The organism is Candidatus Arsenophonus triatominarum (assembly GCF_001640365.1).
Taxonomy (GTDB): domain Bacteria; phylum Pseudomonadota; class Gammaproteobacteria; order Enterobacterales; family Enterobacteriaceae; genus Arsenophonus; species Arsenophonus triatominarum.
Genome location: NZ_LWMI01000005.1, coordinates 118,649 through 138,237, shown reverse-complemented (window position 1 = coordinate 138,237; position 19,589 = coordinate 118,649). Strand labels below are relative to the sequence as shown.

Genomic DNA, 19,589 nt, shown 5'->3' with positions numbered 1-19,589 from the left:
TATAGCGGATCATGTGAAACCATTTTTCTGGTACATGGGTAGTGTTCAAAAATCTGTGTCATATCTTAAACTCAAAAAAAAGAGGTATGACATATGAGAAATCAATCATTTAATTTTGATGAAGCGTTGAAGCAATTACAATCAGGTAAAAATTTACTCGGTACGGATGGAATGCTCACACCACTCATAAAACAGCTGACCGAAGCTGCCCTGCAGGCAGAAATAGAACACTACCTATCGACAACGTCAATCGATACGCGTAAAAATGGCTATACTCGAAAAACGGTTAAATCGACATCAGGTCAATTTGAACTGAAAACGCCCAGAGACAGGTCAGGTGCTTTTGAGCCTCAGCTCATTAAGAAAAATCAGACAAAATTATCAGAGGGGATATTGATAACAAAATCCTATCGTTATTTGCATTAGGCATGAGTTATCGTGATATTCAAAAACATGTTGCAGAATTATATGGACTGGAAATATCAGATGGAGCTATTACGCATATTACTGACAAATTACTCCCTGAATTAAAAGCCTGGCAACAACGCCCTCTGGAGGCGCTCTATCCTTTTGTCTGGCTCGATGCCATTCATTACAAGATAAAACATGATGGTCACTATATCAATAAGGCAATCTACACAGTACTTAGACTAACCACCGATGGGCATAAGGAATTGTTAGGACTCTATATGTCTGAAACAGAAGGAGCACATAATTGGCTGAGCGTTCTGACTGACTTACATAACCGTGGTATACAAGATATTTTAATCGCTTGTGTTGACAGATTAAAAGGGTTTCCAGAAGCGATAGCCAGTATTTTCCCGCAGACAGAAGTTCAGCTATGCGTAGTTCATCAAATTCGCAATAGCTTACGTTATATTGCCAGTAAAGACCAAAAAGCCTTTATGGCTGATTTTAACCCGGTTTATCGTGCAGATACTAAAGCGGCTGCTGAGCTTGCCCTTGATGAACTGGAAACGAAATGGGATGAAAAATACCCGATAGTGCTAGAATCCTGGCGAAGTAAATGGGAGTTGCTCAGTGCTTATTTTCGATACCCTAAAACCATTAGAAAACCCATTTATACGACCAATGCAGTAGAGGCGGTTCATCGGCAGTTTGGGAAATTAACTAAAACCAAAGGGGCTTTTCCTAATGAAAACAGCTTATTAAAATTACTCTATATTGGCATCAATCAGGTATCCAACAAATGGACTATGCCGATTAGTAACTGGGCGTTAACCATTGCTCAATTGTCCATCTATTTTAAAGGGCGCCTAGATGGTATAATCAAAATATAAAATCCCCTGACACAGAATTATGAACACCCTCGGCACATGAGACGCAAACCGTGTAATAAATTCATCGGATGTCATGACCAGGTCTTCCTGTTTTTTCGTGCGGTGGCTCTTATAGCGTAACGTGTGTTATCTTCGCCGGAATGATGTTTTAAGCGACTAAGCAAGACAGGGAGTTTAGATAAAATCCGAGATAAAGGGTGACATGGGTAATATTGGAAAAAATATCAGAAAGATTAATATTCCACCCGCGCTTGTAGTGAGTGTGAAGTAATTGATTCCATGATGCTTTACTTCTTTCTTCAGCTTTAAGCTCATCGGGAATGGTGAGCGTGTAATAATGTTTTCTCAATAATGCCGTTATCCGATATCGCCACATTGTCATAATGTTTTCGCGATAAAAGCTGATATCCCGCCAGGTATTCTTTTTAGTCACCCCGCCGGCTGTGGTTGAAAAATGAATATGCGGATGCCATTTTTGGTCTCGTCCCCAGGTATGGATGGCAGTGAAAACGCCCTGGGTGATATTGAGGTCACGGCAGATGGTTAATATAGCTAGGCGACTTAATTTTGATTACAGCATATGTATTAAAAACAGGTCATCGATAGTGCATCCTGTTTCCATCTTTTTACGTTTAGCTTGAGACCATTTATGTTCTATAGGATTTAAATCTGGTGAATACACAGGCAAATATTCTATCTGGTGTCCTGCGTTTATAATTGCCTGTTCAATATTCTTACCTTTGTGAAAGCTAGCGTTGTCCATAAAAATAACAGAATTTTCAGGAAGTTCTGGGAGCAATATTTTTGTGATCCAAACATAAAAAACATCACGATTAATATTGCAATCAAATAATCCGATAGCAAAAAGGGTTGTTCCCAATAAAGCGCCAATAACATTTGTTCTTCCCTTAGCACCCCAGTTTTTCAGGCCAAAACAACGGTGACCTTTTGGGGAATAGCCGTGAGTTCGTGGAGTGTCATGTGAAAAACCACTTTCATCAATAAAAACAACAGATTTATCTTTTTTTTCATACTGTTGTCTTTTTTGCTGATGTGCCAGCCTGTCGCTTTCGTTGGTTTTTGGATGGAATAGAGTTTTTTTTATAGGTTAATCCCAGCTTTTTAAGGGATTGCCAAATAGTCTTTTTACAAACACCGAATCGCTCTGCCCGTTCCTTTTGGTAAGCATCTGGATACTGTTCCACATCTTTTGCTAAAGCATTTTTATCGAGCTTCCTCTTACGTGGCGTTGAATTTTTTGGCTCTGGTCGTTTAAGCCAACGTACTAAAGACGCTTTTCCAATACGGAATTGTTTCGCAGTTTCTCGAATTGTTAAACCTTCGGCTTTCCTTACAGATATTACTTTACGTCGAAAATCAATTGTATAACTCATAACACACCTTGTGATCAAAATTAAGTCGCCTAGCTATATCACATCAGCGCTAATCGATTCATTTCACCGAGAAACCAACGGTTGGCGCGAATAATAGGCCAATATTCACAAGGCATGGTAGAAGTGATGTGCTGCCAAGGAGCTTCGGGTAACCAAGCTAGCGTATTGTTAATCCATTGTAGGCAAGCTTTGACGCCACAATGGGGGCAGCTTCGACTTTTGCAGGTAAATTTAACCCGTTTCTCAGAATTACATTGAGGGTCAGGACAGCGCAAAATTGACCACCCCATAAGCGAAGTGCCGCTTTACCATGGTTTCCATCACAACAGTGCGGACAGTATCAGGGAGTTGGCGATTAAGCCAATTGAGCCAATTGAGCCAGCGTTGACCAAATTGAAAAACATGACTAAAACGCGGTGACATAAAAGGGACCAAAAGATTGAGACAATAGGTATCGGGTTATACCAGTACTAACAAGCAATGACAAGTCGTCGCCATAGGCGACCATCTTGGAAAAGCCTCAAAGCGCGTTTTAAGGTGTCGAGTGCGGTTTCTAGCAAACCATTATCGCGCTGACAAAAACCCACCCATTTATACAATTCAGCTCTGACCACATCGGGCATATCTTCCTCATCCGTTAAGGTGACGGTTTGCTGTAAAGGCGACAATTCAAGCGGCTGGCTCTGCTGGTAAGCGAGTTTTGCCGCTGCCGCCATTTCCTCCGCAATGGCGCAACCGGTAGTGCGAGTATGTCCAGTGGGCATTAAAAGCCCGTGCGCCAACGCATATTCGGCGATAGCCAGGGCGCCTTCAATCTCACCGGCATCAATGCGCCAGAGCATCACCATCATCAGCGTGTCGTCCTGATGGCCGTCGCCGTTTTCCAATACCCCGCTAACCCAGGGGGCATAACGGGGTAACACGGTTTTTTATATTCGGCTTTTCGTTCGGTTGACTGAATACGCTTTAACTGACGTTTGTCCTGCTGAAACATCAACTGAACTTGCTGTGTGGCCGCATCCCATAATGGATGCGCGCCCTCAGGTTTCTCACCCAACAAGAGCTGCTGGTGACATTGCCAGGGGGTTAGCATTAGCCACCGCCTTGATTAGCCTGACCGCTGCCCGCTTGTCCGCTTTGCCCATTACCACCCGCAACGGCGGTCTGGGCTTTCTCTTCGGGTAAGATTTCAATATTTTCGACCAGTGCCACACCGCGATAATCTTCCACCACATAGGCTTCATTGACCAACTCATAATTTTCAATACGGTCACGCTCTGGGGTGTCTTTGATTTGTTGGCGGCGGGTGTCTTGCTGATAGTAAATGGATAAATTATCCAAACGGGTGATAAGCAAGGATTTGTCGGGGAAGAAAGGGGCGCGGATGGCCGGTAATCCACCGAGGCGTTTTTGACTGACAATCACATCGGCGGCCAGCATTTCGCTATTAGCCTGTTCTTTGTTAACAATCGGAAAATATTTATCGGCAAGCAGCGATCGACCACAAATAATTACTAAATCAGTATCATCCTGATACACTTCATCAATCACCCGTTCAACGGTGTCCATCACCAGCGCATCCAAATTTTTGTAATCGCCTTTTTCGCCAATGCGGATGGTGTTTGAGGCCACTTTGCCTTGACTATCAGTGATGTTGGCCATCACATGGGGCGGTGCATCGTTGCGAATTTTTTGCAACCAACCGATATTCACATCCTGCAATTTGGCATTTTGGATAAGGTCTGAGGTTTTTTCCCGCTTGATGCCGTTAAAACCTATCATAATGCGGTCAAGCGCCTGACGGCGAACAATCGCATCGCGGATACAGCGCTGAAAATCGTTAAATTTGGCCCACACATCGAGCTTGGCATAGCTGATGGCGGTATCGAAATTGGTTTGATAGCAATAATAGTCAATGGCGTTCAGCGCCGTCGGGTCAATCGTTTCACGACTTTTGCTACTGGTATCCGTGGTTCCCGCCACCGTTGAGCCAATCCCGAGACCAATCACCTGACCTTGCTGTTCAACCACCGGTACCAGGTTAATTTTTTGCAAAAAACCGGCACTTTGCTGGATTTGACTCTCCAGTACCTGCACTTTGGACGGTTCGATATTCACTTTCCCTGCAAAATCTTGCGGCGAAACGTGATAAATTTCCCCCAAGCGGCTTAAGTACTGATCGAATTTAAATTTGGTTTCTTTTCTCATCGTCTTCTCGTTAGCAGTTGGTCAGAGTATCGGTATCGCGTATTCGACCCAGTGAAGCAGGGCGCGTCGGTGTTTCTTCTTGTGCTAGGGTTGCCGTTAATGTCGTCAGTTCCGTCTTCAGTTGTTGGTGCTTTTCTGCACTCAAATTTTTTAGCACGGTTAACGCGGCACCTAAGTCGGCAATTTGCTGTTCACTCTTCGCCTGCTGAATATCACTAAAGGTCTGCGTTTGCTCATTGCGCTCTCGTCCAAATAAGGCTTTAACTTTTTCAAGTAGACTTAATGACGGGTTGGGAACCGCGGTCGTTTCGTCGATAAATTCGAGCAGGGTTTCTTCAGCGGTGGTAAAAACGCTATGGGGGGATAATTTGCGATCAGCGAGACAATGAGGCTTACCGTGACTGAATTCCAGCATACTGCTGCCAAGACTGGCTGGATTATCCTTCACCGCGAGGCCGACGAGATAGGCTTTCCCTGTATCGGCGAAAGCCGTATCAATTTCGACCGGGGTGTAAACTTTTTGCCGTTGTTTATTCATGGTAATCAATTCATCGGTGGGCGATAACACCCCGTAAAGTCCGAGCTTGCCAGCTAATTCCCCTTCTTTGATTTCTTCGGTATAGACCGAAAGCACATCGCCAAAACAGGGCATCCAGGGGGATTTTAAATGTTCAAGGTTGATCCGTGCCCCGAAAGTGTCCGGGTCATAGTTTTTTTCAATATCGCACGAGTTTCGCACAGGCATATAAAATTCCAGAAATGGCTTAAAAGCAATGGTTAATTTGCAAGTTACTAAAACGTATAAATTTGTTTAAATTACAATAAGTTGTTTTTTATTTATAAGGTTTTTTCTATTTATATATTATGCTGAATTAAACTTAAAAATAGAGCGTTTTTTTATTGGTGCGAAACTCGTGTATCGGTTAGCCATTCTCGCTGGACTTTTCGCCCGTCGGTGGTGGCACCTTCCACACAGATACGAATAGGTTTCGTTTTTTTCATTACACAGGCTCCCGCCAGGGTAGAGTTTGTTGACATCATGGGCATAGCATCAAAAAGATAAGAGAGGGAAACAAGGCGGGGTGATTGTTTGAGCCGTCAAACAAATTTTAAGCCAGGCAGGCCGTGGGCAATCTTCGTTATGCTACCTGCATGAAAAATGAAAATCCCTTTTTACGACACCGCGCCCGACAACTGGCTTTATAGCTAGGCGACTTAATTTTGATTACAGCATATGTATTAAAAACAGGTCATCGATAGTGCATCCTGTTTCCATCTTTTTACGTTTAGCTTGAGACCATTTATGTTCTATAGGATTTAAATCTGGTGAATACACAGGCAAATATTCTATCTGGTGTCCTGCGTTTATAATTGCCTGTTCAATATTCTTACCTTTGTGAAAGCTAGCGTTGTCCATAAAAATAACAGAATTTTCAGGAAGTTCTGGGAGCAATATTTTTGTGATCCAAACATAAAAAACATCACGATTAATATTGCAATCAAATAATCCGATAGCAAACAGGGTTGTTCCCAATAAAGCGCCAATAACATTTGTTCTTCCCTTAGCACCCCAGTTTTTCAGGCCAAAACAACGGTGACCTTTTGGGGAATAGCCGTGAGTTCGTGGAGTGTCATGTGAAAAACCACTTTCATCAATAAAAACAACAGATTTATCTTTTTTTTCATACTGTTGTCTTTTTTGCTGATGTGCCAGCCTGTCGCTTTCGTTGGTTTTTGGATGGAATAGAGTTTTTTTTATAGGTTAATCCCAGCTTTTTAAGGGATTGCCAAATAGTCTTTTTACAAACACCGAATCGCTCTGCCCGTTCCTTTTGGTAAGCATCTGGATACTGTTCCACATCTTTTGCTAAAGCATTTTTATCGAGCTTCCTCTTACGTGGCGTTGAATTTTTTGGCTCTGGTCGTTTAAGCCAACGTACTAAAGACGCTTTTCCAATACGGAATTGTTTCGCAGTTTCTCGAATTGTTAAACCTTCGGCTTTCCTTACAGATATTACTTTACGTCGAAAATCAATTGTATAACTCATAACACACCTTGTAATCAAAATTAAGTCGCCTAGCTATATTGGCGCTTTATTGGGAACAACCCTTTTTGCTATCGGATTATTTGATTGCAATATTAATCGTGATGTTTTTTATGTTTGGATCACAAAAATATTGCTCCCAGAACTTCCTGAAAATTCTGTTATTTTTATGAACAACGCTAGCTTTCACAAAGGTAAGAATATTGAACAGGCAATTATAAACGCAGGACACCAGATAGAATATTTGCCTGTGTATTCACCAGATTTAAATCCTATAGAACATAAATGGTCTCAAGCTAAACGTAAAAAGATGGAAACAGGATGCACTATCGATGACCTGTTTTTAATACATATGCTGTAATCAAAATTAAGTCGCCTAGCTATAGAAGGCTACAGCCCGAGTCAGATTGCGCATATGTTGGGGCAAAATTTCTCTACCGTGCATAGCTGGAAACGTCGAGACCAGTGGAATGCGCAAAATGCCACGCAGGCCGTCAAATGAGCCTGGAGGCGCGGCTTTGTCAGTTAATTGGTAAAGCGCACAAAGATGGTAAAGATTTTAAGGAGATTGACCTGCTTTATCGGCAAATGGAGCGCCAGTGTCGGATTGAACAATACCAACAAGGCGGTACGGAAAGCCGACGTGATAAAAAAAATAACCGTTCCTCCTCAGAAAAGAATGCGTTTAGCGATGACCAAATAGAGGCGCTTTTACAACATTTTCACCAACATCTTTTTGATTACCAAAAGCACTGGTATCAGGCGGGATTAACGTATTCGATACGCAATATTTTAAAATCGCGCCAGATAGGCGCAACCTGGTTTTTTGCCCGCGAGGCATTGATGGATGCGTTAACCACCGGACACAATCAGGTCTTTTTATCGGCCAGTAAATCCCAGGCGCATGTTTTTAAGGATTACATTATCAAAATGGCTCAGGAAGTGGATGTTGCTTTAAAAGGCGATCCTATCGTGTTAGCTAATGGCGCCACGCTTTATTTTCTTGGTACCAATGCCCGGACTGCCCAGAGTTATCACGGCAATCTTTATCTGGATGAATACTTCTGGATCCCGAAATTCCAGGAGTTACGTAAAGTTGCTTCGGGCATGGCGATGCAGAAAAAATGGCTCCAGACCTACTTTTCAACCCCGTCGAGCCTGACGCACAGTGCTTACCCGTTTTGGTCTGGCAAATTGTTTAACAGGGGAAGGTCGAAAAAAGACCAGATTGATATCGCCATCAGCCACCAGGCGTTGGCGAAGGGGCGCTATGGTGAGGATGGCCATTGGCGACAAATCGTGACGTCAGACGATGCTACTGACGGCGGCTGTAACCTGTTTGACCGTGAAGGGTTAAAAAAGCGCTACAGTCCCGATGAATATCAAAACCTGTTGATGTGTGAATTTGTTGACGATATCGACTCGCTGTTTTCGTTTTCACTGATGCAAGCCTGTCAGGTGGATAGCTGGGACGTGTGGCAGGATCTCAGTCCCTTAATGTCACGGCCTTATGGTACACAAAGCGTCTGGATAGGCTACAACCCGGCCAAAGGCTCCCAGCACGGTGACAACGCAGGGTGTGTCGTCATTGCCCCACCCACCACACCTGGTGGGAAATTTCACATTCTGGAATATTTTCAATGGCGCGGCCTGGACTTTCGCGTTCAGGCGGCGGCTATCCAACAACTGACCACCCGTTATCAGGTCGACTATATCGGGCTGGATGCAACTGGCATCGGCCACGGTGTCCTGCAATACGTGCGCGATTTTTCCCCCAGGTCAAAAAATTTATCTATAACCCAGCGCTGAAAAATGCGTTGGTGTTAAAAGCCTATGATATCATCAGTCATCACCGATTGGAATATGATGCGGGGGCGCAGGATATTACCCGTGCCTTTATGGCGATTAGGCGCGCAACGACCGCCAGTGGTAACCGTCCCACCTATGAAGCAGACCGCAGTGAAGATGCCAGCCTCGCCGATTTAGCCTGGGCAACCATGCATGCGCTGTGTACCATGAACCGTTAACCGGTGATGGCCAGCAACACAAACCCATTATCGAGCTATTTTAATATGCGAAAAACGAAAAAACGCACGCTCACCGCCCCCCAAAAACCGTCAGTAGATGCCTTTACCTTTGGTGACACGGTGCCCGTCCTTGACCGACGCGAGATTTTTGATTACCTGGAATGTTCACTTATCGACAATTACTACGAGCCGCCGATAAGTTTTGAAGGCTTATCGCGACTTTTTCGGGCTGCTGCCTATCATAGTGCCATTTATGTTAAACGCAATATTTTAAGTAGTACTTTTGTGCCACACAAACTGCTAAGCCGTCAGGACTTTGACCGTTTTGCACTGGATTTTCTGATTTTTGGCAATGCGTATCTGGAACGGCGAAAAAATGGGTTAAATAAAACGATTGAGTTAAAATCCATCCCCGCTAAACTCACACGGCGCGGTGAGGATTTAGCCACTTATTGCCTTTTGCACGCAGGTTTTGACAGTGTGCCGTTTACTTTTCAAAGGGGGCAGGTTTTTCATTTGCTTGAGCCGGATATCAATCAGGAAATCTACGGCCTACCCGAATATCTGGCCGCCATGACTGCCATTTTACTCAATAAGCCTGTTGCTCAATAGCAAAATTAATTATGACTTACAAAAAAACCAGCCGATGATGATAAAATCATCAATTTTTGCATTAAAAATAACCCATATAAGATTAAAAAATAAACTATTTTTGTATTTTTTAGATGTATCTAACTTGTTTTTATTTTAAGCAACTTTATTTCACTATTGAGCAACATGCTTAATGAATCGGCGACCCTTTTTCGCCGTAAGTATTATCTCAACGGCTCCCATGCCGGCTATATTCTCTATATCAGCGATGCGGCGCAAAATTTACAGGATATCGACAACATCAGCGAACAGTTAAAAAGCCGTAAAGGGATGGGAAATTTTCGTAATCTGTTTTTATATGCCCCAAACGGCAAAAAGGATGGCATTCAAACCATTCCTTTATCAGAAGCCGCCGCGAAAGATGAATTTTTAAATATTAAAAACGTTAGCCGCTCACCGTGTGCCCCCACAGTTAATGGGCATTATGCCGCAAAACGTCGGGGAATTTGGGGACGTACAAAAAGCGGCTAATGTGTTTATCCGCAACGAACTACATCCGTTACAGCACAAAATGCAGCAACTTAATGAATGGCTCGGCGAAGAAGTGATTCAATTTTCTCCTTACGCTCTGAATCGCGAAGAAAATTAACGCCTACTCTTTGAGTAAGGGGCTTTTAGCTGCATCTCTGAAAGCCCCGTTGATTGCTGAATGATTTTTTATCCACCCGGTTTGGGATAACCTGAAGTCTATCTTTTCTTACATTAGACTTCTAAAATCTCATCAGTTTAATGGGTTATTTTCAAAAAACTTTCGTAAAGTTGTAACATCTCTTAACGCACCCGTTGAAATGGGTTGCTTTAAATTATTTATATTTGTTGCTGTAAGATTTTCAAAAAATGCTTTTCTGGCTTTAACAAACTCGCCGCTTCTTGTCCTTGCGTGTGATGGATCAACTTCATTGGCTGCTTTCTTTTCTTCTACTGATTCACTATGAATATTACGGTTATCGTGTAAAACAGGTAATTCAACATCATTTAATTGCTTGAATGATGTTATTATTTCTTTGGAAAATTCTTTTCGTTTATTTATCTTTTCAATGTCGAGAATTTGTTCAGCGCCCCAAAATAAGGATGGATAAATCGATCCGGTTAATATCAAATATTTATTAAAACGACTGGTTTTATCGTCTTCAGCTGAATCGTAAGCATCCGCATATAAACCAAGAATCATTTCAAACATTTTCCTTTCTTCAGGGATCATTGATTGAACCTTTTTATTAAAAATAGATAAAAATTCTTCTTGTCCGCTTTCCATTTCTACTAACATCGCGTCATCGATTGGGCTTATTCTTTTACATTCATCTGAAAGAATTTTTCCTATCGAACGTACTGAGTGGTTTTCAAAATTAATGTTTCCTTCATTGAAAGCCTTTTTGGCATTAAGAAAGTCAGTATGGTTAGCTGCAACCCTAAATAAACCGTCACTTTTAGAGTTTCTTTTACCTTCACTATCTATTTGATAAGTAGTTTTTAGATAATCACAGAGATTGCTCATATACGTATTTCGTTCTGCTTGTTTATCGTAACATACGGAATCGAGTTTGGTGAATTGTAATTGTGCACCCTTTAGATTTGAAAAACTTAAATCTGAGTTAGATAAGTTTACATCATGCAATTGCGCACCCCTTAAATCAATTCCTGATAAATCTCTGTTAGAAAGGTCAGCGTTTGCTAAACAAATATTTCCATCATTTGTTAACCAAGCTTGATTTTTAGACAAACCTTCACGTTTCATTAATAACTGAATCGTACAAAAATTATTAAAGAATTTTTCATCAATTCCTTTTTCAGCTGCTTTACCTTGAACGTTGATAGACACATTATCATTCTCGTTTGAAAAAGTAACGTCTTTACCTAAAAAATTAAATTTCAGCTTTTTTGGAATTTCGTATCGATCTAAACCATTAGATTGTTCGAGAGTATCGACAATTTTTGAACAGAACTCGTTATATTGTTTAGTAAGTTCTTTTCTTACTCCTCCGAATGTAATGAAATCAATAATATGTTCCAGTATTGTAGTAGGCGATGTTGCTTTTTTAACATCCATATCATTGATACCTAAATTACTTTCCATAAATTTGGCGTAATGATCTATATTAGTTTTGATATAAGACATTTTTATTCCCTTGGTTTTTTATTAAAAAATTATCTAATTTATTTTTTTATCCTACACGCATTCCACATCCAGAATATCACCAATTTTGCGTTTTTAAGATGACAATAATCGGTAAAAGATAATAGATTGTTATAATGAATACATTTATGTGAGAATCGGTTAATTAATTTATTTCTTCTTAGTTATTTCAAGTTTTTCTTGTGTATAAATTATTAAAAAATATATTTTTTTATCTAATCAATTATTTATTTATTTATCATTTTTGTTTTATTTTTTATCAGGTAATCACCTGAATTTAATGTACAGAGTGGAAATTACAAATTGGTCATCCTTTTTATTTTCGAGATCGGTTTGGAAAAACATGAAAAATCGCAGTGGTAGCCCCGCCGCGCCTGCCCGTTAAAGGTGTCGTTTTTTGTGCAGTTGCACAACGCTATTCAGATTAGACCAGTACTGGCCTTTCCGGTGATTTTAGAGGGGCAAAAATTTGTGCGTTTTTGTGCAAATCCATGCACTTATTTTTTATAAAACACGAGTTTCGCACAGGAATATAAAATTCCAGAAATGGCTAAAAGCAATGGTTAATTTGCAAATTACTAAAACGTATAAATTTTTTAAAATTACAATAAGTTGCTTTTAATTTATAAGATTTTGTCTATTTATATATTATGCTGAATTAAACTTAAAAATAGAGCGTTTTTTTATTGGTGCGAAATTCGTGTAAAAAATAAAGACCTTAAAAAACAAAAGAAAAGCCCTATTAGAATTTAACATTTTAACGAAATGTTAAATTATTTTTCTCTAAAAAAAAAGGGTATGCGTCGGAAAACGGTTACAACAGTTACAATGCGCAAAAAAACACTTAACTATATGATTAAAATACTATTTATTTGTAACCTTAAAGTGGTTACAACAGGGTTACAAAATAGCGTGAAAAAGTTACATCATTACAAATCAATAAGTTATGTTTTTATCTTTAAACGTTTTGTAACCGTTTGATTTTTTCATAACATCTAATAATATCAATTCATTATAGTAGATTTTTATTTTTGTAACCATTGTAACCGTTTTCCGACACATACCCCAAAATTTTGAAAATATATAATAGCGATTAAATAATAAACAGTTATGTTAAATAAATATTAACGTTTATGTATGATGAATATCTTGCTATTTCGGCTATGAGTTAATCGTTTGTGGTGATGTCTGGAAAATATCGCTAAACGATATTGCTTAAGTCGCTTAGCGAATTTAAATAGGTATTGGTATAGCTAGGCGACTTAATTTTGATTACAGCATATGTATTAAAAACAGGTCATCGATAGTGCATCCTGTTTCCATCTTTTTACGTTTAGCTTGAGACCATTTATGTTCTATAGGATTTAAATCTGGTGAATACACAGGCAAATATTCTATCTGGTGTCCTGCGTTTATAATTGCCTGTTCAATATTCTTACCTTTGTGAAAGCTAGCGTTGTCCATAAAAATAACAGAATTTTCAGGAAGTTCTGGGAGCAATATTTTTGTGATCCAAACATAAAAAACATCACGATTAATATTGCAATCAAATAATCCGATAGCAAAAAGGGTTGTTCCCAATAAAGCGCCAATAACATTTGTTCTTCCCTTAGCACCCCAGTTTTTCAGGCCAAAACAACGGTGACCTTTTGGGGAATAGCCGTGAGTTCGTGGAGTGTCATGTGAAAAACCACTTTCATCAATAAAAACAACAGATTTATCTTTTTTTTCATACTGTTGTCTTTTTTGCTGATGTGCCAGCCTGTCGCTTTCGTTGGTTTTTGGATGGAATAGAGTTTTTTTTATAGGTTAATCCCAGCTTTTTAAGGGATTGCCAAATAGTCTTTTTACAAACACCGAATCGCTCTGCCCGTTCTTTTTGGTAAGCATCTGGATACTGTTCCACATCTTTTGCTAAAGCATTTTTATCGAGCTTCCTCTTACGTGGCGTTGAATTTTTTGGCTCTGGTCGTTTAAGCCAACGTACTAAAGACGCTTTTCCAATACGGAATTGTTTCGCAGTTTCTCGAATTGTTAAACCTTCGGCTTTCCTTACAGATATTACTTTACGTCGAAAATCAATTGTATAACTCATAACACACCTTGTAATCAAAATTAAGTCGCCTAGCTATAATGGGTAACTAAGGAAGAAATTTTTTAAGTTTATTCTCTAAAAATTTTACTTTATTGTATTCTGTTGTAATCAAGTTAAATTTATCCTCCACGAGTTTCGCACCAATAAAAAAACGCTCTATTTTTAAGTTTAATTCAGCATAATATATAAATAGACAAAATCTTATAAATTAAAAGCAACTTATTGTAATTTTAAAAAATTTATACGTTTTAGTAACTTGCAAATTAACCATTGCTTTTAGCCATTTCTGGAATTTTATATGCCTGTGCGAAACTCGTGTCCTCAATATTCTTTTTGAAAGATAACCCTAGACTTATCATTAATACGATGAAGATTATCATACTGATAAGCATTAACCCTGATAATAGATTCTTCCGTTTTATATGATTTTTTATTTCCTCAATATCTTTTTGAATATCAACTAATGAAATTTCTTTATTTATCTTCGGTCATGAATTTATCTTATCGATAGTTAATTTTATTTATAGTCAAAAAGAAAGACTAAGCTACTTGATGACTGGTTTAACGTTCAGTGTATTACCATTAATGGAAATGACTTCCACTTCAGTACCTGCACTCAGTTCAATACTACAATAAATACGCCATCTGCAACGCTCACACGACTATAACCATTATTAATCGGTCGATTAGCGTTGCTCGTAAGCCAATCATTTGTTGATCCCGTTGATTTAACCTCCCTTGCTGTGGTTTACTCATTTTATTTAACCAATACCACCAAACAAATGCAGTAACGACCGTTAAAACTGAGAAAAGCAGGCCTTGAAATACCCAACTGAAGGGGATAAGCCACACTAAAATACCCACGATAACAGCAGCAATACCGCTCCATAACAGATAACCGCCTGCACCTAACATTTCAGCTATTAACAGCATGCCACCAAGTGATAGCCAAAACCCGTATGGATTTGCTGCAATCTGTTCAAGCATAGTTATTTACCTTTGGTACTTTTAGTCTCACTGATAAGTTCGGCAATCCCACCAATCGCACCCATTAAATTGCTCGCTTCCAGTGGCATCATAATCACTTTATTGTTAGTCGCGGAACCAATTTGCTGCAACGCATCCGTATATTTTTGAGCAACAAAATAGTTAATAGCTTGAATATCACCGGTTGCAATCGCATCGGATACCATTTTAGTCGCCTGGGCTTCAGCCTCTGCTGCTCGTTCACGCGCTTCAGCTTGTAAAAATGCAGATTGGCGCTCCCCTTCAGCTTTTAATATCTGGGATTGTTTTTCACCTTCTGCCCGTAAAATAGCAGCTTGACGTACCCCTTCTGCCTCCAGAATATCTGCACGTTTAGTTCGTTCCGCTTTCATTTGAGCATTCATAGCAGAAATAAGCTCAGTCGGCGGACGAACATCACGGATCTCTATACGAGTGATTTTAACACCCCAAGGATTGGTCGCTTCATCAACAATATGCAGTAAGCGACTATTGATACTATCTCGTTGTGATAACATTTCATCCAATTCCATTGAGCCTAATACTGTACGAAAGTTAGTCATCGTTAAATTGACAATGGCTAATTGCATATTACTCACTTCATAAGCGGCTTTCACTGGGTCGATGACCTGCATAAAACAGACAGCATCAATAGTAACATTAGCATTATCACGGGAAATCACTTCTTGGGAGGGAATATCGAGTACCTGCTCCATCATATTAATTCTTCGGCCAACACGATCCATAAACGGTACAACGATGTTTAAACCTGGCATCAATGTTTTCGTATAGCGCCCAAAACGTTCGACTGTCCACTGATAGCCTTGGGGCACAATTTTAACAGAAGAAACTACAACGATAAGCGCGACAATAATAAGGATTGGGATAACTGTTAACATATTTATGTCCTGTCAGGAGAGAGATAGGTTTCTATATTACTTGACAGAAAGTTAAATGTAACCATCCCTGATAGCTAACCAGTCAATTCCTGATTCAGGGATAGTAAAATGTGCAGGATCAAGATGAATCTAAATAATACACGAGTTTCGCACCAATAAAAAACGCTCTATTTTTAAGTTTAATTCAGCATAATATATGAATAGACAAAATCTTATAAATTAAAAGCAACTTATTGTAATTTAAACAAATTCATACGTTTTAGTAACTTGCAAATTAACCATTGCTTTTAAGCCATTTCTGGAATTTTATATGCCTGTGCGAAACTCGTGTATATTTATCTATCCAAGTTGTTACAGTAATACTAGGTGTAGTTTTTTTAATTCTTTATAGTTTACTATTGATACAAAGCAATTGACGTGTCTGTTGTTCAGCAATAATTGTATTTGTTTCGATGGCAATTTGCTTAGCTTCAGTTTCCATAGAGCCTAAACTATAAGCGTGTTGCTTAATAGTGAAATAAGGGTATTTCGGTGATTGAAGTAAATTTTAGGCTGTTCTGAGATGGAAATTCCAAAGACCGGCACTAAGGAGTAAAAAGGTATCATCAATAAAGGGTCTACGATTCCGTAAAATTTGGGTCATACAACCGAGGCGCTTGATACCCGCGATGGCGTGTTCAACCGTAATACGGATGCCCGAGATTATTTTATTTTCTTGTTTTTGTTCAGGCGATAAAGGTCTTTTTCGAGTTCCTTTTTTTGGGATTTGTGTATTAGGATGCTGTTTATCTATACCTTGAAAACCGGTATCGGCCCAGATGGTTACCTCAGGGGGAATATGGCGAATTATATCGACTTTATCGAGTAAGCGTTTATCGTGACGGCGCCCATTTTTGATCATGGGGATAAATCCAATTTTCCTCGTTTCGTCAGTCATAATAAGCCCTTTTCGAGTGGTCTGTCTTTTCTTTCCCGAATACATTTTTTTTCGCCGACGCAGATTCTTAGGCTTTTGGACAGGTCGCTCTGTCCCATCAATAAAGACGTCTTTAACTCCAGGAAAGGCGCGAAAAAATTCCTCAGCAGAGCGAATTTGACGAGCGGGCAAAACACATTCTCGCCCCAAGGTCATCTCTAAAACCGGCAATAATATTTTTACCCAGCGACATACCCGTGTTCTATCTAAACCAAAAAGAAGTCCTTGCAAATCATAGGTCGGATAACATTTTAAATACAATAAAATAAAAAGCAGTTTATCTAATGGGGTTGGGATAAATCCTTTCTGCCCTGCACCCATCTGCCGCTCGTGATCTTTTCGATTCTTTTTCCGATAAATCAAATAACAAGCTGAAAATTCAGCGGCTAAATTTTTCAATTCTTCGACTGATAATCCAATGATTGCTTTACATAAACGATTATCTCGTAACAACCGCTCTTTGTTGATCATTTCAAACCGTTATTTTCTAAGTTAAACCTCTTTTTATTGTCTATAGCGTGACAAAAAATGCAAGTCTCTATTCAGCAACTATTTTTATGAAACTTTCCAGTGAATGGATGCTTGTATTGCCAATAGATTTTTCCATTTCTTTTACCTAATTTACGATATAAGTTAGGAATTGTTATTTTATGTGTATTAGTCTTAACTTAATCCGACAATTCTGATTTAAAAAAGAGCGTTACCGGTTTTAATTAACATCATTAGATAATTAAATAAAAGGTAATTCTATGTATCAAACAAATAATCCTATCACAAACATAAAGTCGGGTTACTTAACCTCGCTGAAGAGCTTAATAACGTCTCAAAAGCCTGTAAGATTTGGGGGTATCCCGAGATACGTTTTATCGCTACCAGGAACTTGTTAACGATGGTGGGATAGACGCTTTAATTAATCAAAATCGACGGGTGCCTAACGTAAAAAATAGAGTAGATGAACAGATTGAAAGCGCTGTAGTCGAGTATGCGATTGAATACCCTGCACACGGTCAACACCGCAGTAGTAATGAACTAAGAAAAAAAGGCATTTTTGTTTCGGGGAGTGGCGTTCGCTCTATTTGGCTGCGCCATAATCTCGAAAATTTTACAAAACGCCTAAAAGCGCTTGAAGATAAAATCGCAACAGAAGGAATTATCCTGTCAGAATCACAAATCAGTGCTCTAGAAAAGAAAGCGCAAGATGATGAAGCCTGTGGTGAGATTGAAACAGCGCATCCAGGTTATCTGGGTTCACAAGATACTTTTTATGTCGGTCATTTAAAAGGCGTTGGTCGTGTTTATCAACAAACTTACATTGATACTTACAGTAAAGTCGTTCATTAAAATAGTTGCTGAATAGAGACTTGCATTTTTTGTCACGCTATAGACAATAAAAAGAGGTTTAACTTAGAAAATAACGGTTTGAAATGATCAACAAAGAGCGGTTGTTACGAGATAATCGTTTATGTAAAGCAATCATTGGATTATCAGTCGAAGAATTGAAAAATTTAGCCGCTGAATTTTCAGCTTGTTATTTGATTTATCGGAAAAAGAATCGAAAAGATCACGAGCGGCAGATGGGTGCAGGGCAGAAAGGATTTATCCCAACCCCATTAGATAAACTGCTTTTTATTTTATTGTATTTAAAATGTTATCCGACCTATGATTTGCAAGGACTTCTTTTTGGTTTAGATAGAACACGGGTATGTCGCTGGGTAAAAATATTATTGCCGGTTTTAGAGATGACCTTGGGGCGAGAATGTGTTTTGCCCGCTCGTCAAATTCGCTCTGCTGAGGAATTTTTTCGCGCCTTTCCTGGAGTTAAAGACGTCTTTATTGATGGGACAGAGCGACCTGTCCAAAAGCCTAAGAATCTGCGTCGGCGAAAAAAAATGTATTCGGGAAAGAAAAGACAGACCACTCGAAAAGGGCTTATTATGACTGACGAAACGAGGAAAATTGGATTTATCCCCATGATAAAAAATGGGCGCTGTCACGATAAACGCTTACTCGATAAAGTCGATATAATTCGCCATATTCCCCCTGAGGTAACCATCTGGGCCGATACCGGTTTTCAAGGTATAGATAAACAGCATCCTAATACACAAATCCCAAAAAAAGGAACTCGAAAAAGACCTTTATCGCCTGAACAAAAACAAGAAAATAAAATAATCTCGGGCATCCGTATTACGGTTGAACACGCCATCGCGGGTATCAAGCGCCTCGGTTGTATGACCCAAATTTTACGGAATCGTAGACCCTTTATTGATGATACCTTTTTACTCCTTAGTGCCGGTCTTTGGAATTTCCATCTCAGAACAGCCTAAAATTTACTTCAATCACCGAAATACCCTTATTTCACTATTAAGCAACACGCTTATTGTAAGCTTTACACAACAAAAAGCGCGATAACGGCGGCAGATTTATTAAATGACAAGGTTCTCCCTTTTTATTCCCAGCATGGGTTACCGGTGTTACGTATACTGACGGACAGAGGCAGTGAGTATTGTGGTAAAGTTGAACATCACGATTATCAACTTTATCTCGCTATCAATGATATTGATCATACAAAAACTAAAGCTCGTTCACCTCAAACTAATGGGATTTGTGAACGCTTTCATAAAACTGTATTACAAGAGTTCTATCAGGTGGCTTTTCGTAAGAAAATCTATAGGGCTTTAAATGAATTACAAGCTGATTTAGATAAATGGTTAGCGGAATATAATAACCAACGCACTCATCAAGGAAAAATGTGTTGCGGTCGAACTCCTATGGCAACTTTACACGATGGAAAACAACTTTGGAGAGAGAAAGATTTAAATCAAATTTAACCTGACAGGTACTGTATAAATAACCG

The 19,589-nt window shown here is 39.4% G+C and carries 18 protein-coding genes and 8 pseudogenes; 8 read left to right on the top strand and 18 right to left on the bottom strand.

Going from position 1 to position 19,589, the window contains the following annotated elements:
• Positions 1 to 93 precede the first annotated feature (93 nt).
• Positions 94 to 1,301: pseudogene (locus AYJ55_RS02320) on the top strand (IS256 family transposase).
• Here AYJ55_RS02320 and AYJ55_RS35415 read toward each other — a convergent pair.
• From AYJ55_RS35415 to AYJ55_RS02275, 10 genes and pseudogenes are all read right to left on the bottom strand, one after another.
• Positions 1,278 to 1,412, bottom strand: a pseudogene (locus tag AYJ55_RS35415) (hypothetical protein); the annotation flags it as partial. The pseudogenes AYJ55_RS02320 and AYJ55_RS35415 overlap by 24 nt on opposite strands.
• 37 nt (positions 1,413 to 1,449) lie before the next feature.
• Positions 1,450 to 1,824, bottom strand: a complete 375-nt coding sequence (locus AYJ55_RS34370) for a transposase (protein WP_281181073.1) — start codon at positions 1,822 to 1,824, stop codon at positions 1,450 to 1,452.
• Positions 1,825 to 1,872: 48 nt separating this feature from the next.
• Positions 1,873 to 2,361: an IS630 family transposase gene (locus tag AYJ55_RS02315; RefSeq protein WP_063653499.1), complete on the bottom strand. Its 489-nt coding sequence runs from the start codon at positions 2,359 to 2,361 to the stop codon at positions 1,873 to 1,875.
• The gene (locus tag AYJ55_RS02310) at positions 2,330 to 2,695 is read right to left on the bottom strand and encodes an IS630 transposase-related protein (protein WP_063653415.1); all 366 of its coding nucleotides are present in this window, start codon (positions 2,693 to 2,695) and stop codon (positions 2,330 to 2,332) included. Before AYJ55_RS02310 ends, AYJ55_RS02315 begins: the two co-directional genes overlap by 32 nt.
• 38 nt (positions 2,696 to 2,733) lie before the next feature.
• Positions 2,734 to 2,985, bottom strand: a complete 252-nt coding sequence (locus AYJ55_RS35410) for a transposase zinc-binding domain-containing protein (RefSeq protein ID WP_074167866.1) — start codon at positions 2,983 to 2,985, stop codon at positions 2,734 to 2,736.
• 180 nt (positions 2,986 to 3,165) lie between these two features.
• A complete protein-coding gene (gpM, locus tag AYJ55_RS02300; RefSeq protein WP_074167865.1) occupies positions 3,166 to 3,618 on the bottom strand; it encodes a phage terminase small subunit in 453 nt (150 codons plus the stop codon).
• 169 nt (positions 3,619 to 3,787) lie between these two features.
• Positions 3,788 to 4,903 carry a phage major capsid protein, P2 family gene (locus tag AYJ55_RS02290; RefSeq protein WP_063654001.1) on the bottom strand — a complete coding sequence of 372 codons (1,116 nt, stop codon included), beginning with the start codon at positions 4,901 to 4,903 and terminating at the stop codon, positions 3,788 to 3,790.
• Positions 4,904 to 4,913: 10 nt separating this feature from the next.
• Positions 4,914 to 5,648 carry a GPO family capsid scaffolding protein gene (locus tag AYJ55_RS02285; protein WP_063653999.1) on the bottom strand — a complete coding sequence of 245 codons (735 nt, stop codon included), beginning with the start codon at positions 5,646 to 5,648 and terminating at the stop codon, positions 4,914 to 4,916.
• A gap of 480 nt (positions 5,649 to 6,128) precedes the next feature.
• Positions 6,129 to 6,617 carry an IS630 family transposase gene (locus tag AYJ55_RS02280; RefSeq protein ID WP_063653499.1) on the bottom strand — a complete coding sequence of 163 codons (489 nt, stop codon included), beginning with the start codon at positions 6,615 to 6,617 and terminating at the stop codon, positions 6,129 to 6,131.
• Positions 6,586 to 6,951, bottom strand: a complete 366-nt coding sequence (locus tag AYJ55_RS02275; protein ID WP_063653415.1) for an IS630 transposase-related protein — start codon at positions 6,949 to 6,951, stop codon at positions 6,586 to 6,588. The genes AYJ55_RS02280 and AYJ55_RS02275 overlap by 32 nt, the downstream gene beginning before the upstream one ends.
• On the opposite strand from AYJ55_RS02275, the gene AYJ55_RS02270 reads away from it, so the two are divergent.
• From AYJ55_RS02270 to AYJ55_RS02255, 4 genes and pseudogenes are all read left to right on the top strand, one after another.
• A complete protein-coding gene (locus AYJ55_RS02270; RefSeq protein ID WP_162505245.1) occupies positions 6,950 to 7,309 on the top strand; it encodes a transposase in 360 nt (119 codons plus the stop codon). The genes AYJ55_RS02275 and AYJ55_RS02270 overlap by 2 nt on opposite strands.
• 21 nt (positions 7,310 to 7,330) lie before the next feature.
• A pseudogene (locus tag AYJ55_RS32475) lies at positions 7,331 to 9,019 on the top strand (terminase large subunit domain-containing protein).
• A 1-nt stretch (position 9,020) separates the two neighbouring features.
• Positions 9,021 to 9,587, top strand: a complete 567-nt coding sequence (locus AYJ55_RS02260; RefSeq protein WP_063653995.1) for a phage portal family protein — start codon at positions 9,021 to 9,023, stop codon at positions 9,585 to 9,587.
• A 168-nt stretch (positions 9,588 to 9,755) separates the two neighbouring features.
• Positions 9,756 to 10,215, top strand: a pseudogene (locus AYJ55_RS02255) (phage portal protein); the annotation flags it as partial.
• A 132-nt stretch (positions 10,216 to 10,347) separates the two neighbouring features.
• Here the strand turns inward: AYJ55_RS02255 and AYJ55_RS02250 are convergent.
• The 8 genes and pseudogenes from AYJ55_RS02250 to AYJ55_RS24610 form a co-directional block, all read right to left on the bottom strand.
• Positions 10,348 to 11,742, bottom strand: a complete 1,395-nt coding sequence (locus tag AYJ55_RS02250) for a pentapeptide repeat-containing protein (protein ID WP_063653993.1) — start codon at positions 11,740 to 11,742, stop codon at positions 10,348 to 10,350.
• 1,290 nt (positions 11,743 to 13,032) lie between these two features.
• Positions 13,033 to 13,521 carry an IS630 family transposase gene (locus AYJ55_RS02240; RefSeq protein WP_063653499.1) on the bottom strand — a complete coding sequence of 163 codons (489 nt, stop codon included), beginning with the start codon at positions 13,519 to 13,521 and terminating at the stop codon, positions 13,033 to 13,035.
• Positions 13,490 to 13,855 carry an IS630 transposase-related protein gene (locus AYJ55_RS02235; RefSeq protein ID WP_063653415.1) on the bottom strand — a complete coding sequence of 122 codons (366 nt, stop codon included), beginning with the start codon at positions 13,853 to 13,855 and terminating at the stop codon, positions 13,490 to 13,492. Before AYJ55_RS02235 ends, AYJ55_RS02240 begins: the two co-directional genes overlap by 32 nt.
• A 545-nt stretch (positions 13,856 to 14,400) precedes the next feature.
• Positions 14,401 to 14,842, bottom strand: a pseudogene (locus tag AYJ55_RS02230) (NfeD family protein).
• Positions 14,843 to 14,844: 2 nt separating this feature from the next.
• A complete protein-coding gene (locus AYJ55_RS02225; protein ID WP_063653989.1) occupies positions 14,845 to 15,759 on the bottom strand; it encodes an SPFH domain-containing protein in 915 nt (304 codons plus the stop codon).
• Positions 15,760 to 16,144: 385 nt separating this feature from the next.
• The gene (locus AYJ55_RS24615; protein WP_425393770.1) at positions 16,145 to 16,270 is read right to left on the bottom strand and encodes a phage integrase Arm DNA-binding domain-containing protein; all 126 of its coding nucleotides are present in this window, start codon (positions 16,268 to 16,270) and stop codon (positions 16,145 to 16,147) included.
• A 36-nt stretch (positions 16,271 to 16,306) separates the two neighbouring features.
• Positions 16,307 to 17,206, bottom strand: a complete 900-nt coding sequence (locus AYJ55_RS02220) for a transposase family protein (RefSeq protein ID WP_063653812.1) — start codon at positions 17,204 to 17,206, stop codon at positions 16,307 to 16,309.
• An 86-nt stretch (positions 17,207 to 17,292) separates the two neighbouring features.
• Positions 17,293 to 17,382: pseudogene (locus AYJ55_RS24610) on the bottom strand (phage integrase Arm DNA-binding domain-containing protein); the annotation flags it as partial.
• Positions 17,383 to 17,484: 102 nt separating this feature from the next.
• Between AYJ55_RS24610 and AYJ55_RS02215 the strand changes: the two are divergent.
• From AYJ55_RS02215 to AYJ55_RS02205, 3 genes and pseudogenes are all read left to right on the top strand, one after another.
• A pseudogene (locus tag AYJ55_RS02215) lies at positions 17,485 to 18,067 on the top strand (helix-turn-helix domain-containing protein); the annotation flags it as partial.
• 92 nt (positions 18,068 to 18,159) lie between these two features.
• Positions 18,160 to 19,059, top strand: a complete 900-nt coding sequence (locus AYJ55_RS02210; protein WP_063653985.1) for a transposase family protein — start codon at positions 18,160 to 18,162, stop codon at positions 19,057 to 19,059.
• Positions 19,060 to 19,107: 48 nt separating this feature from the next.
• Positions 19,108 to 19,563: pseudogene (locus tag AYJ55_RS02205) on the top strand (integrase core domain-containing protein); the annotation flags it as partial.
• Between the last annotated feature and the right edge of the window lie 26 nt (positions 19,564 to 19,589).